The sequence below is a fragment of the Streptomyces alfalfae genome, assembly GCF_004127445.1.
In the GTDB taxonomy this organism is placed as follows: Bacteria; Actinomycetota; Actinomycetes; order Streptomycetales; family Streptomycetaceae; genus Streptomyces; species Streptomyces alfalfae.
The window spans coordinates 311,522-325,066 of record NZ_QEXM01000057.1 but is presented as its reverse complement, the minus strand read 5'-3'; the positions used below and the strand labels follow the sequence as shown (position 1 = coordinate 325,066).

At 73.0% G+C, this 13,545-nt stretch carries 13 protein-coding genes; 3 read left to right on the top strand and 10 right to left on the bottom strand.

Annotation, left to right across the window (positions count from 1 at the left end):
• Window positions 1-24: 24 nt before the first annotated feature.
• The gene (locus tag DCW30_RS36000) at window positions 25-525 is read right to left on the bottom strand and encodes a hypothetical protein (RefSeq protein WP_062772731.1); all 501 of its coding nucleotides are present in this window, start codon (window positions 523-525) and stop codon (window positions 25-27) included.
• A 219-nt stretch (window positions 526-744) separates the two neighbouring features.
• Between DCW30_RS36000 and DCW30_RS35995 the strand changes: the two genes are divergently transcribed.
• Complete coding sequence (locus DCW30_RS35995) at window positions 745-1,509, top strand: leucine-rich repeat domain-containing protein (RefSeq protein WP_079249877.1); 765 nt, start codon at window positions 745-747, stop codon at window positions 1,507-1,509.
• Window positions 1,510-1,519: 10 nt separating this feature from the next.
• Here the strand turns inward: DCW30_RS35995 and DCW30_RS35990 are convergent, their stop codons facing one another.
• From DCW30_RS35990 to DCW30_RS35970, 5 genes are all read right to left on the bottom strand, one after another.
• Window positions 1,520-1,762, bottom strand: a complete 243-nt coding sequence (locus DCW30_RS35990; RefSeq protein WP_076682753.1) for a DUF397 domain-containing protein — start codon at window positions 1,760-1,762, stop codon at window positions 1,520-1,522.
• 119 nt (window positions 1,763-1,881) lie between these two features.
• A complete protein-coding gene (locus tag DCW30_RS35985) occupies window positions 1,882-3,048 on the bottom strand; it encodes a thiolase domain-containing protein (protein WP_076688501.1) in 1,167 nt (388 codons plus the stop codon).
• Window positions 3,049-3,056: 8 nt separating this feature from the next.
• Window positions 3,057-4,136 (bottom strand): thiolase domain-containing protein, encoded by a 1,080-nt coding sequence (locus tag DCW30_RS35980; protein WP_076682755.1) that lies wholly within the window; start codon window positions 4,134-4,136, stop codon window positions 3,057-3,059.
• Window positions 4,137-5,099 carry a Zn-ribbon domain-containing OB-fold protein gene (locus DCW30_RS35975; RefSeq protein ID WP_076682757.1) on the bottom strand — a complete coding sequence of 321 codons (963 nt, stop codon included), beginning with the start codon at window positions 5,097-5,099 and terminating at the stop codon, window positions 4,137-4,139.
• A gap of 126 nt (window positions 5,100-5,225) precedes the next feature.
• A complete protein-coding gene (locus DCW30_RS35970; RefSeq protein ID WP_076682759.1) occupies window positions 5,226-6,026 on the bottom strand; it encodes a crotonase/enoyl-CoA hydratase family protein in 801 nt (266 codons plus the stop codon).
• 211 nt (window positions 6,027-6,237) lie between these two features.
• Here DCW30_RS35970 and DCW30_RS35965 point away from each other — a divergent pair, with 211 nt between their 5' ends.
• Window positions 6,238-7,875 (top strand): acyl-CoA synthetase, encoded by a 1,638-nt coding sequence (locus tag DCW30_RS35965; RefSeq protein ID WP_076682761.1) that lies wholly within the window; start codon window positions 6,238-6,240, stop codon window positions 7,873-7,875.
• Here DCW30_RS35965 and DCW30_RS35960 read toward each other — a convergent pair.
• Both DCW30_RS35960 and DCW30_RS35955 read right to left on the bottom strand, forming a co-directional pair.
• On the bottom strand, window positions 7,858-8,460 hold the full coding sequence (locus DCW30_RS35960; protein ID WP_076682763.1) for a chorismate mutase: 603 nt from the start codon (window positions 8,458-8,460) through the stop codon (window positions 7,858-7,860). The genes DCW30_RS35965 and DCW30_RS35960 overlap by 18 nt on opposite strands.
• Before the next feature lie 56 nt (window positions 8,461-8,516).
• On the bottom strand, window positions 8,517-9,362 hold the full coding sequence (locus DCW30_RS35955; protein ID WP_076688503.1) for an alpha/beta fold hydrolase: 846 nt from the start codon (window positions 9,360-9,362) through the stop codon (window positions 8,517-8,519).
• Between the two features lie 186 nt (window positions 9,363-9,548).
• On the opposite strand from DCW30_RS35955, the gene paaK reads away from it, so the two are divergent.
• The gene (paaK, locus tag DCW30_RS35950) at window positions 9,549-10,847 is read left to right on the top strand and encodes a phenylacetate--CoA ligase PaaK (protein WP_076682765.1); all 1,299 of its coding nucleotides are present in this window, start codon (window positions 9,549-9,551) and stop codon (window positions 10,845-10,847) included.
• An 80-nt stretch (window positions 10,848-10,927) separates the two neighbouring features.
• Here paaK and DCW30_RS35945 read toward each other — a convergent pair whose 3' ends face one another.
• Entirely contained in the window at window positions 10,928-12,301 is a 1,374-nt protein-coding gene (locus DCW30_RS35945; protein ID WP_062772761.1) for a tryptophanase, read from the bottom strand.
• The gene (locus DCW30_RS35940; protein WP_076682767.1) at window positions 12,274-13,530 is read right to left on the bottom strand and encodes a tryptophan dimethylallyltransferase family protein; all 1,257 of its coding nucleotides are present in this window, start codon (window positions 13,528-13,530) and stop codon (window positions 12,274-12,276) included. Before DCW30_RS35940 ends, DCW30_RS35945 begins: the two co-directional genes overlap by 28 nt.
• Window positions 13,531-13,545: the final 15 nt, after the last annotated feature.

Sequence of the window (13,545 nt, the reverse complement as noted above, 5' to 3'; positions counted from 1 at the left end):
GTCCCCGTGGTCAGGGGGTGCAGGTCAGCCCTGCTGGAAGAGCTCCGCGGGCAGCGGCTTCAGGAGCGCGTACAGATCGTCGGTGATCGGGCGGTCCCAGGCGGCGATGGTCACCAGGACATGGTCGCTCCGGTCGAACTGCACGCACGAGATGCGGCTCTCCGAAAGCTTCAGACGGCGCACGATGAGGAGATTGTCCCCCTGCATCACCGGCATGTCCTCCGTGGAGACGACCGTGATGTCCTCGTCGTTCTCCAGGGCCAGGAGGAGCTGCGCCACCTCGAAGGGGATCTCGCCCTCCTCGGTCTCCCGCGCGGGCGAGCCTTCGGGCAGATTGCCGATGATCATCGCGGGGCCACGCCCGCCGAAGAGGTCGTAGCGCAGGAAGACGCCCTGGCAGCTGCCGTCGGGCGCGGGCAGCAGGCCCGCGCCGAGATTGCCGGGCCAGTCACCGGGATCCATGGCCAGGACGTCGAAGTCCGGGCCCGCGGGAGTGGCGGAGCTGCGGCGGCGGAGGAAGGACATGCGCCCATGGTACGTGGCCCGCGAGGTTTACCGGCGCGGGGGCAGGCGCCCCGTCGCGCCGTCCGCGCGCGCTTCGCCGGAACGCGTCCGCACGGCCCGAGGGCCCCGCCCGACCAGCGCTGAAGCTCGCGCGACGCCCACACGGGCGTACGCCGGCGATGAGGCCGTACGCCTGCCGGCGCGGGCCCGGCGTCGGCGGCCGTCACCCGCGGGGGAAGAATGACGCACCCGGAGAAGACGGAGGGACCCAAGGGCATGGACGACGCGAGCACCGTACTCGACTACTGGCACGGCGGCCTCGACGCGGTGCCGGACGAGGTCTGGCGCCACCCGCGTCTGGAGGTGCTGCTCCTGCCCGACAACGCGCTCACGCACCTGCCGCCCCGCATCGGCACGCTCACGGACCTGCACACCCTGGACCTCGGTCACAACAAGCTGCGCGCCGTCCCCGCCGAGCTCGGCGGCCTCACCCGGCTCAGCCGCTTCCTCTACCTCCACGACAACAAACTCACCGAGCTGCCCGCGTCCCTCGGCCGCCTCACCCGGCTCGCCTACCTGAACGTCGGCGAGAACCGCCTGACCGCACTGCCCGACACGCTCGGCGCGATGACCGGCCTGGTCGAACTGCGGGCCCAGAAGAACGAGTTGACCCGCCTGCCGGACACCATCGGGTCGCTCGCCGCGCTCCGCGAGCTGTGGCTGCGCGGCAACCGGCTCGGGGACCTGCCCACGTCCGTGCGCCGCCTGCGCGAGCTGCGCGAGGTGGAGCTGCGGGACAACGCCTTCACGGCCGTCCCGGAGGCCCTGCGCGGCCTGCCGCTGCTGCGCCGCCTGGACCTGCGCGGCAACGGCGTACGCCGACTCCCCGACTGGCTGGCGGAGTTGCCCGCCCTGGAGAAGCTGGACCTGCGCTGGAACGACGTCCGGATCCACGAGGGGCTGCTGCGCGCGCTCACGGAGAAGGGCTGCGTCGTGCTCCGCTAGGGCCCGCCCGCTACGTCAGGTCGAACTCGCCCTCGCGCGCCCCGTGGACGAACGCCCCCCACTCCGCCGGGGTGAAGATCAGCGACGGGCTCTCGGGACGGCCCGCGTTGCGCATCGCGATGAAGCCTTCGACGAAGGCGATCTGCACGTCGCCGCGCCCCTCGCTGCTCGATCGCCAGTCGGCCCCGCTGAGGTCGAGCTCCGGCTTGTCCCAGCCCGCGAGTGGATGCTGCTGAATGGTGCCTTCGGCCACGTCCGTGCTCCTCCCGAATGCGTCGGTCCGGCGTCAGCCTAGCTTTCACCCCGGGTGCCGGACAGGCCGCGGGAGAGGGCCGTGACCCGCCGCCGCGCGATGTCCGTCCCCGGGGGCGCTCAGGAGGCGGGCGGCTCCGCCCCGACGAGCCACATCGAGAAGAACTGCGAGCCGCCTCCGTAGGCGTGGCCGAGGGCCCTGCGGGCCCCTGCCACCTGGTGCTCGCCCGCCTGGCCGCGCACCTGGAGCGCGGCCTCGGCGAAGCGGATCATGCCGGAGGCGCCGATGGGGTTGGCGGACAGGACGCCGCCGGACATGTTCACCGGGAGATCGCCCTCCAGTTCCGTCACACCGGCCTCGGTGAGCTTCCAGCCCTCGCCCTCGCCCGCGAAGCCGAGGTTCTCCAGCCACATCGGCTCGTACCAGGAGAACGGCACGTACATCTCGACCGCGTCGATCTCCCGGCGCGGGTCCGTGACGCCCGCCTGCCGGTAGACGTCGGCCGCGCAGTCCTTGCCCGCCCGGGGCGAGACGAAGTCCTTGCCCGCGAAGAGCGTCGGCTCGCTGCGCATCGCGCCGCCGTGCATCCACGCCGGCGGTCGGGGCGAACGGGCCGCGCCCGCCCGGTCGGTGAGGACCATCGCGCAGGCGCCGTCGGAGGAGGGGCAGGTCTCCGAGTAGCGGATCGGGTCCCAGAGCATGGGCGAGGCCTGGACCTTCTCCAGGGTGATGTCGTGCTCGTGGAGGTGCGCGAAGGGGTTCTTCAGGGCGTTGCGGCGGTCCTTGTACGCGACGAGCGAGCCGACCGTGTCCGGGGCGCCGCTCCGCCGCATGTACGCGCGCACGTGCGGGGCGAAGAAGCCGCCCGCCCCGGCGAGCAGCGGCTGCTGGAAGGGGATGGGCAGCGAGAGGCCCCACATCGCGTTGGATTCCGACTGCTTTTCGAAGGCGAGGGTCAGCACCGTGCCGTGGACGCGGCCCGCGACGAGGTCCGCGGCCACCAGCGCCGTGGACCCGCCGACGGACCCGGCCGTGTGCACGCGCAGCAGGGGCTTGCCGACCGCGCCGAGGGCGTCGGCGAGGTACAGCTCCGGCATCATGACGCCCTCGAAGAAGTCGGGCGCCTTGCCGATGACCACGGCGTCGATGTCGGCCCAGGTCAGTTCGGCGTCGGCCAGGGCGCGCGCGGCGGCCTCCCGGACGAGCCCGGCGATCGACACGTCGCGCCGGGCGGCCACGTGCCGGGTCTGCCCGATCCCGACGACGGCGACGGGCTCCTTGCCCACCGAACGGCTCATCGCGCGTCTCCTTCCAGAAGGGCGACCAGGTTCTGCTGGAGGCAGGGCCCCGACGTGGCGTGCGCGACGGCCCGGTCCGACGCGCCCCGGTGGATGCGGGCGGCGGCCTCACCGAGCCGGATCAGCCCCGCGGCCATCATCGGGTTGGCGGCGAGCGCGCCCCCCGAGGGGTTGACCACGACGTCGTCGCCGAGCCGCAGGGCCTTGCGCAGGACGACCTCCTGAGAGGTGAAGGGAGCGTGCAACTCGGCCGTGTCCACCGGGTGTTCGAAGACGCCGGCGCGTTCGGCGGCCAGCCGGGTCGAGGGCGAGTCGGTGAGGTCGCGCACCCCGAGGCCGTGCGCCTCGATCCGGTGGTCGATGCCGCGGATCCACGCGGGCCGCCCGCACAGCTCACGGGCCCGCTCCCCCGCCGCGAGGATCACGGCGGCGGCCCCGTCGCCGACCGGCGGGCAGTCACCGGTACGCAGCGGGCGCACGACGTACTCCCCCTGCGCGACGTCCCCGCCGAGCTGCGCGTGCGGGTTGGCGGCGGCGTCGGCGCGGCTGCGCAGGGCCACCCCGGCGAGCGCGGGCTCATCGGTCTCCCCGGCGTCGATGAGCGCCTGCGCCTGGAGCGCGGCGAGGGCCACGGAGTCGGGCCAGAGGGGAGCGACGTAGTAGGGGTCGAGCTGCCGGGTCAGCACGTCGCGCAGGGAGCCCGGCGAGGACTTCCCGTAGGAGTAGACGAGGGCGGTGTCGGCCTCGCCGGTCTGCAGCTTCGTCCACGCCTCGTACAGCGCCCAGGCCCCGTCCATCTCCACGTGCGACTCGGAGATCGGCGGCCAGGCGCCGACGCCGTCGAGCGCCATGGTGAAGGAGAAGGCGCGCCCCGCGAGGTAGTCGGAGGACCCGGAGCAGGTGAACCCGATGTCGCTGGTCCGCAGCCCGGTCGCCGCGAGGACCTCGTGCAGCACCGGCATGAGCATCTCCACCTCGGACAGCTCGTCGGTGGAGCGCGCGGTGGCGGTCTGCCCGAAGGCGACGACGGCCACGTCACGGACGGGCCGCAGCACGGACGGCTCGCGGGACGCCATCTACACCAGCTCCTTGTACGTGTCGTAGTCGGCGTCGGGCTCGCCCGTGGGCCGGTAGTGGTCGGGGTGGCGCCCGCCCTCGGTCCACACCGGCTCGACCCGCAGCCCCATGCGGACCTGGTCGTACGGGATCCCGGCGATGCGCGCGTGCAGGGCGAGGTCCGCCCCGTCCAGCGCGATGTGCGCGTAGACGTAAGGGACCTCGATGTCGAGGTTCTTTGCCTTGATGTTGACGACGCAGTACGTGGTGACGGTGCCGCGCGGTCCGACCTCCACCCGCTCGGCCGTGGCGACGCCGCAGGTGGGGCAGGCGCCCCGGGGCGGGACGTACACCTTGCGGCAGGACGGGCAGCGCTCGCCCACGGTGCGGCGTTCGGACAGGGCGGTGATGTAGGCGGTCTGGGCGCGGCCCGGCGAGTAGGTGTAGTCGAGCCGCGCGGCGGCGACGATCCCGGTGACGGGCTCGTCGAAGACCCCGCTGTGCGGCACGGCGGCCCGCACCGGCGCGTCCCCGTCCGCCGGCTCGAAGCAGGCGATGTCGGTGATGGCGCCGACCCGTTCGCCGGCCCACCGCACCCGCACGCGCATCCCGGTCCGCACGGCGTCGGGCCCCGGCACGTCGAGCGCGTGCAGCAGCGCGGTGTCGGCCCCGTCGAGCCGCACAAGGACCCAGGCGAACGGGGCGCCGAGCGGCTGCCCGCGCCGGGGCTCGTGGTTCCACGCCCAGGTGGTGACGGTCCCGGTGGCGCCGACCTCGACGAGGTCGCGTATCTCCTCGGCGGTCACGGGGTCGTACTCGACGGGTGGCACGAGCACCCGCCCGTCCCCGGCCCGGACCCCGAGCAGGGTGCGCTCACGCAGCCCGGTGAGAAAGGCGCTCTGCACGGCCCCGAGCGACCGGGTGAAGGGAAACTCGACGACGAGAGGAGCCCGAAGCACTGCGGACGAACCGACACCTGACATGACACTCCGTTTCTCTGGACGGGCCCCTTCGGGGGCGCGGGGCTGTGACATGTGCGGCTCGGCCGCGGGGGCGCGACCAGCCGCGCCGGACCCGCGGCCGAAGAGAGACGCCCCGGCCCGCGGGGCCTAGGCCCGCCGAAACACAGGGGTTCGCTTCTCCTCGAAGGCTCGGGAGCCCTCCGCCGCGTCGGAGGTGTCGAAGATCGGCCACCCCCGCTTGAGCTCGGCCGCCAGCCCCTCCGCCTCGGAGAGCTCCGCGGCCTCGTACACGGAGGCCTTGACCGCCTCCACGGCCAGCGGCCCGCACGCGTTGATCTGCTCGGCGATGGCGAGGGCCTCGTCCAGCGCGGTCCCGTCGGGCACGACGTGCCCGACGAGCCCGATGGCCGCGGCCTCGGCGGCCGGGTAGGGCCGCCCGGTGAGCAGCATCTCCAGGGCGTGCGTACGCGGTATCTGCCGGGGCAGCCGCACGGTCGACCCACCGATGGGGAAGAGACCCCTGCGCACCTCGAAGAGCCCGAAGGTCGCCGACTCCCCCGCCACGCGGATGTCGGCGCCCTGGAGGATCTCCGTGCCGCCGGCCACGCAGTACCCCTCGACGGCGGCGATGACGGGCTTGCGGGGCCTGTGGTGTCTGAGCATCGCCTTCCAGTGCAGGTCGGGGTCGTCCCGCAGCCGGTCCCTGTAGTGGTCCCCGGCCATGCCCTTGCCCGCGAGGGCCTTGAGGTCCATGCCCGCGCAGAAGTCGCCGCCCGCCCCGGTGAGCACGATCGAGCGGATCTCGTCGTCCGCGTCGGCCGCCACCCACCGGTCGTACAGGCCGACGAGCATCGGCAGCGAGAGGGCGTTCTTCGCCTCGGGCCTGTTCAGCGTGAGTACCAGTGTGGCGCCCTCACGCCGCACGGAGAGGTGTTCCGTCCCGCCCATGTGCGGTGCTCCCTCCCTCGACGGCCCGCCGCGCGGCCGGCCTGTCGCTTCCGGACCTGGAACAGGTTGCAGGAGGCGGGTTGTCAGTTCAATACCTTTCTGACAGTCAGTCAGTTTTTCTCGCGGCGGCCCTTCCCCCTTACCGGCGCCTCTGCTCTGATGACGGCCGAGCGCGACGACGGAAGCGGACGCCGGGGTCAGGAGGAGCGTGGTGGAGTACAACCTTGCCGACCTGTTCGAATCGGTCGTCGACGTGGTCCCCGACCGCGAGGCCATCGTCTACGTCGACCACCCCGGCACGGGCGCGGAACGCCGCCTGACCTACGCCGAGCTGGACGCGGCCGCCAACCGCGTCGCGCACCACCTCATCGGCAGCGGCCTGCGCCACGGCGAACACCTGGGCCTGCACCTCTACAACGGCGTCGAGTACCTCCAGACGGTCCTCGCCTGCCTGAAGGCCCGCCTGGTGCCGGTCAACGTCAACTACCGCTACGTGGAGGAGGAACTGGTCTACCTCTACCGGGACGCGGACCTCGCGGCGCTCGTTTTCGACGCCGAGTTCACGGAGCGGGTCGCGGCGGCGCTGCCGCGCACGGAGAAGCTGCGGCACCTGATACGGGTGGGCACACCGGCCGCGGGCGCGCCCGGCCTGGACGCCACGGCGTTCACCGCGGCGGAGGCGTCGGGGTCACCGGAGCGCGGCTTCGGGCCGCGTTCGGCGGACGACCTGTTCATCATCTACACCGGCGGCACCACCGGCATGCCCAAGGGCGTCATGTGGCGCCAGGAGGACCTGTTCTTCGCCGGGCTCTTCGGCGGCGACCCCGCGGGCGAGCCGGTGAAGCGGCCGGAGGAACTGGCCGAGCGCGTCGCGGCGGGCGGCCCCGGCATCACCTTCTTCCCCACTCCCCCGCTGATGCACGGCACCTCCACGCTGACGTCGTTCATCGCGCTCAACTACGGCCAGCGGGTGGCCCTGCACCGCAGGTACGTGCCCGAGGAGGTGATCCGCACCATCGAGAAGGAGAAGGTCTCCAGCGTGTCGCTGGTGGGCGACGCGATGCTCAGGCCGCTCATCGACGCGCTGACCGGCCCCCTGAAGAACGCCGACCTCTCCTCCCTGTTCAGCGTCTCCTCCTCCGGGGCGATCATGTCGGAGACGGTGCGCGCCCAGTTCCAGCTGCTGGTGCCGAACGCGCTGCTCCTGAACAACTTCGGCTCGTCCGAGTCCGGCTCCAACGGCAGGGCCACGGACGACTCGGGCCCGGAGAAGGGCTTCCGCCTGGAGGTCAACGACCGCACCCGGGTGGTGGACCCGGCCACGCACGACCCCGTGCCGGTCGGCGAGATCGGCCGCATCGCCCAGCGCGGCCACGTGCCGCTCGGCTACTACAACGACCCGGCGAAGACCGCCGAGGTCTTCTTCCGCAGGGGCGAGGAGCGGTGGGTGCTGCTGGGCGACATGGCCACGGTCGGCGACGACGGCATCGTCACCGTCCTCGGCCGCGGCTCGCAGTGCATCAACACCGGCGGCGAGAAGGTGTACCCCGAAGAGGTCGAACAGGCCCTGAAGTCGCACCCGGACATCTACGACGCCCTGGTCGCCGGGGTCCCCGACGACCGCTGGGGCAACAGGGTCGCGGCGGTCGTCCAACTCCGCCGGTCGGCGGCCGGCTTGGACCTGGCAGCCGTGCAGACCCACTGCCGCGCCCTGCTGGCCGGCTACAAGATCCCCCGCTCGGTGGTCTTCACGGACCGCATCCAGCGCTCCCCCAGCGGCAAGGCGGACTACCGGTGGGCGAAGGCGGTGGCGGCGGGCGCCCCCGGCCCCTCAGCCCGAGCAGACTGACCGCAGCGCGCGCCCGAGCCCCACGCTGTGCAGGGCGTCGAGCCGCGCGCCGTGGCGGACCCGTACGGCCGCCACGGTCAGCGCGCCCCCGCAGCGCGGTGACGTCCGGGCGCGCTCGGAGGCCGCGATGCCCCGCACCAGTTCACCGTTGACCCGGTTGATCTCCTCGCGCGCCTCGGCGAGGTCGGGCCGCTCGTCCGGGGCCTGCCCCGGGTCGGCGTCCCAGCGGCGGAACAGCTCCCGCTGGACGAGCTTGCCGGCCTCGATCTGGTCCCGGAAGATCCGTACGGTCGCCGCGGGGTCGGCGCCTGCCTCCCGCGCCTGCCGGGCCGCCGTGTCCAGGACGACCTTCTCACGGGCGGGATCGTCGATCGGGCCGCCGGCGCCGTACTTGGCGGCGGCGACGAGATCGGCCGTGGCGAGCCGCTGGGCGGAGAGATCGGCGAGCGGGCGCAGGCGTTCGTGCGCTCCGGAGGGCCGGGCGGCGGCAGCGGACGCCGCGGCGGCCGGGCCCGCCCCCGTGAGCAGGGCGGCGGCGAGGACTCCGGCGGCCAGGAGGCGGCCGGCGGACGAAGCGGGGCGCATGACGGTTCCTCTGGGGTCGAAGGGCGGATGTCCGGGCGGCGGCCGGCCCCGACGCGTCAGTCCTGCGCCAGGAACCCCGCCACCCGCCGCACGAACCACTCCGGGTCGTCCAGCCACGGGAAGTGGCCGCCGCCCGGCTGCACTTGGCGGACGCCCGCGGGGAACAGCTCGGCGAGTTCGGCGGCGCGGGCCGGGGTGGGGCCGCCGTCGTAGGCGCCCGCCAGGACGAGGACGGGCGCCTTGAGGGACGCGAGGGCGGTGCGGGTGGCCGGGGGGTCGAAGGCGGCCTCGCCGTAGTAGGCCTCGGCGGCCCGCGCGTTCTTCTGGTCGGCGCTGCGGGCCCGGTGCTCCTGGGCCGCGGCGTCCCAACGCCCGTACGTCAGCGGGGCGATGGCGTCCCAGCCCGCGCTCGGCGCCCCGCTCTCGGCGATCTCCCGCAGCGCGGTCGCGGCCGCCGGGTACCAGGGCTCGTCCTTGCGCAGGGCTGCGGCCTCGGCGCGGTCCTCGACGGTCATGGCGCCGCCGACGGCCAGCGTGGCCGGGGTGACGAGCACGAGTGTGCGGATCCGCTTGGGGCAGCGGGCCGCGTACAGCGTCGCCAGGTCGCCGCCCGCCGAGTGGCCGAGCAGGTCGACCCGGTCGAGCCCCAGATGTTCCCGCAGCGCCTCGACGTCGTCGACGAGCCGGTCGCAGCGGTAGGTCGCCGGGTCCTCCGGCTCCGCGGAGTCACCCGTGCCGCGCAGGTCGAGCAGGATCAGCCGGCGGTGCGCGGTGAGACCGCCGAGGTCGCCCAGGTAGACGGAGGCGCGCATGGGGCCGCCCGGCAGGCAGAGCAGTGGCTCGCCCTCCCCCTTCTCGTGGTAGGCGAGCTCCGTCCCGTCGTACGCGCTGAAAGTCGGCATGAGGGGGATCATCACATCCCGCGTCGGGTCCGGGCAACGCCTGCCGGCCGGCGGGCCGGGCGACGCCTCGCAGCTCGAAGGCGTGGCGCGCCATCCCTTGACGCCCGGGGCCGGGGCTGGATTACTGACCTCGACGGAAGATCGACGACCGAATGATCGGTCGCCCGTTCGGGACGGGAGAACCACATGACGCGCAGGGCGCTTCAGCTGGACGCGGCGGAACGGCTCGGCCCCCGGGAGCTCCGGGCCCTGCAGCTGGAACGCCTCCAGGCCACCTTGCTGCACGCGTACGAGAACGTCCCGTTCTACCGGGCGGCGTTCGACAAGGCGGGGCTGCGCCCCGACGACTGCCGTTCGCCGGCCGACCTGGCGCGCTTCCCCTTCACGACCAAGGACGACCTGCGGGCCAACTACCCCTTCGGCATGTTCGCCGTCGAGCAGTCGGAGGTGCGGCGCCTGCACGCCTCCAGCGGGACGACGGGGCTGCCGACAGTCGTCGGGTACACCGAGCGGGATCTGTCCATGTGGGCGGACGTCGTGGCCCGCTCGATCCGCGCCGCGGGCGGCAGACCGGGCGACAAGGTGCATGTGGCGTACGGCTACGGCCTGTTCACCGGCGGTCTCGGCGCGCACTACGGAGCCGAGCGGCTCGGCTGTACGGTCATTCCCGCGTCCGGCGGCATGACCGCGCGCCAGGTGCGGCTGATCCAGGACTTCCGGCCCGAGATCATCATGGTGACGCCCTCGTACATGCTCACCCTCCTGGAGGAGTTCGAGCGGCAGGGCGTCGATCCCCGGACGACCTCCCTGCGGGTCGGCGTCTTCGGCGCGGAACCGTGGACCGAGGAGATGCGGCGCGAGATCGAGGAGCGCTTCGCCATCGACGCCGTCGACATATACGGCCTCTCCGAGGTGATCGGCCCCGGCGTCGCGCAGGAGTGCGTGGAGACCAAGGACGGCCTGCACATCTGGGAGGACCACTTCTACCCCGAGGTCGTCGACCCGGTCACGGGCGAGGTGCTGCCGGACGGCGAGCGCGGCGAGCTGGTCTTCACCTCCCTCACCAAGGAGGCCATGCCCGTCATCCGCTACCGCACGCGTGACCTGACGCGGCTGCTCCCCGGCACGGCACGCGTCTTCCGGCGGATGGAGAAGGTGACGGGGCGCTGCGACGACATGGTGATCCTGCGGGGGGTCAACCTCTTCCCCACGCAGATCGAGGAGATCGTGCTGCGCACGGCGGGCGTGGCCCCGCACTTCCAGCTCCGGCTGACCCGCGAGGGCCGCATGGACGCCCTGACCGTGCGCGCCGAGGCCCGCGCCGACACGACCCCCGAGCGGCGCGCGGCGGCGGCCCGCGAGATCGCCGCCGCGGTGAAGGACGGCATCGGCGTCTCGGTGGGCGTGGAGGTCGTCGACCCGGAGACGCTGGAACGGTCGGTGGGGAAGTTCAAGCGGATCGTCGATCTGCGCGGCGAGGGCTGACGGCCGGACCATGGCGCCGGCCTCCCGGGAGATGTGGACCGGGGCCGCCGGCCCCGCGGTGGCGCGGGGCCGAGCGGAGATCAGCCGTCGGACCGCACGGGCTCCAGCTTGATGCTGAAGTGGCGGAGGATCGGCGACTGGCCCACGATGCGGTAGCCCCGCACCGACTCGGGGTTCTTGGCTATGTCCGCCAGGGTGGCGGCGACGTGGTCGTAGTGGCTCCGGGTGTAGACCCGTCGGGGAAGCGCCAGCCGCACCAGCTCGAAAGGCGCGGTCTTGATGGAGTTGCCGTGCTCGTCCTCTTCCCCGAGGTACAGGCTGCCCAGCTCCGCCGAGCGGATGCCGCCGCGGCGGTAGAGCTCACAGACGAGCGCGGTGCCCGGGTACTGGTGCGGGGGGATGTGGGGCAGCAGCCGCCCGGCGTTGACGTAGAGGGCGTGCAGACCCGAGGGCTCCAGGATGTCCACCCCGGCCTCGCGGATGCGCGCCGCGAGGTAGGCGGCTATGTCGGCGCGTTCGGCGAGGTAGGCCGGTTCGGTGACTTCCAGGAGGCCGCGGGCCATCATCTCGAGGTCGCGGCCCGCCAGCCCGCCGTAGGTGGTGAAGCCCTCGGTGGCGATGAGCAGGCCTGCGCACTTCTCGGCGAGCTCGGGGTCCTTCAGACCGATGAAGCCGCCGATGTGGACGATGCCGTCCTTCTTCGCGCTCATGACGCAGCCGTCCGCGAGGCGGAAGGCCTCCTCGGCGACCTGGCGGGGCGTGCGGCCGGCGTAGCCAGGCTCGCGCTGGGTCACCAGCCAGGCGTTCTCCGCGAAGCGCGCGGCATCCAGGATCAGGGGCACGTTGTGCCGTCGGCACAGTTCGGCGGTCTGCCGCAGGTTCTCCATGCTGACCGGCTGACCGCCGCCACCGTTGTTGGTGATGGTCATCAGCACGGCCGCCACGGGCGCCTGGTGCGCGTTCTCCAGCGCCTGCTCCAGGGCGATCAGGTCGATGTTGCCCTTGAACGGGTAGTCGCTGTCGAGGTCCTTCGCCTCGGCGCAGGGCAGGTCGTAGGCCTGGCAGCCGGTCAGTTCGACGTTGGCGCGGGTGGTGTCGAAGTGGGTGTTGGACAGCACGCTCGTGCCCGGTTCGAGCAGCGCGGAGAACAGGATGCGCTCGGCGGCGCGGCCCTGGTGTGCCGGCAGGATGTGGGGGTAACCGGTGAGTTCGGAGACGACCTCGTGCCACCGGTAGTAGCTGCGGCTGCCGGCGTAGGACTCGTCGCCGTGCATGCCCGCGGCGAGCTGGTCCGCGGAGATCGCACCGGTCCCCGAGTCGCTCAGCAGGTCGATGGTGACCTCGTCGGCACGCAGATCGAAGGGGTTGTAGGCGACCCGCTCCAGCGCGGCCTCGCGCTCCGCCCGGGTGGTGAACGCGATCGGCTCTACAACTTTGATGCGGTACGGCTCCACGTGACTTCCTTCTGTGCGGTGTGCGGACTGGCGTGATCGGCGGCTTCGCGCCCGGGGTTCGAAGTGTTCTTGGTCCGTTGCGCGGGCAGCAGGCCGGCTTGCGCGTCCTGCTCCTGGGGCGGCCGGGTCAGGTAGGCCTCGGAGGACAGATAGGCGGTGATGCGGGGCTGCCGGTTCCGCTCGTACACGAGGGCGAGGTAGGCGATGAGCCCGACGCCGTCGCTGAGCCGTCGCCGCGTGAGCGCGCCCAGGCTCCGGCTCAGGGCCGTGGGGTCCATGCCGAACCGGGTCAGCAGGGCGGTCGCCCGGGCGAGGGCCTCCTCGTCGTCGCGCACGTAGTCACGGACGGGGATGTGGAGCGTGAAGCCGCTGGGCTCGCTGTCGCCCTCGGTGAAGGAATGGCAGGTGAGCGCGGACCGCCGCAGGAGCCTCCGCGTGCCGTCTGCCTCCCGCCCGGACGGCGCGAGGGAGCCGGCGGCCGTGTGGAAGAAGGAGCGGATGTCCGCCGCCGATGCCCCGGAGGAGTGGCTGAGCGCGCAGGCGTCGTCGGCCGACATGCCCGCGTGCTTCACGTAGACCTTGACGCGAGGTGACTTCCAGTCGCCCAGGTCCAGTGCGAGGAACGGATAGCCCGCCGCGGGCGGAAGCTGCGCGAAGGCCTTGTCGTAGCCGAGCCGACGCAAGGCTTCTCGCACGGTGCGTGCGGCGTGCTCGGGCCCGGCGGCGGAGGGGTTCAGATAGACCTTGACGCCGGGGACTCCTCCCGCGCGCAGGTCGAGCGCGTACCACAGGGAGAGCGGTCCCTCGGCCGCAGCGGGGAGGAACAGGTCCTCCAGGGCGTCGAGTTGCTCGGTGGAGAAGTCCCATCGGGCGGCCATCGCGCGGATGGCCTCAAGTCCGGCGCGCCCGCTGTCGCCCATGTCGCCGTGGGCCCATCCGGGCTCCACGAGCACCCGCAGGGCCGGGGCGGCGTTTGCCGTGGAGGCGAGGGAGAACTCGACGGGGGTGTGGTCGTCGGAGAGGAAGCTGGGCGACGCCGGGGGCAAGGACAGCGGCCGCCGGGCGGAGCCCGCGAGGGAGTCGAGCAGGACCTGCCCGTACAGCGCGGTGTCCGCCTCGCTCAGGCCCACCGTGGCGCCGAGCCGCCGCAGTTGGCCGAGCACGTGCTCGCCGAGTGTCGTCTCACCGGGTTCGGCCGCCGGTGTCGCGGCCTCGGGCAGGGAGCTCATCGCGTTCCTCGCACG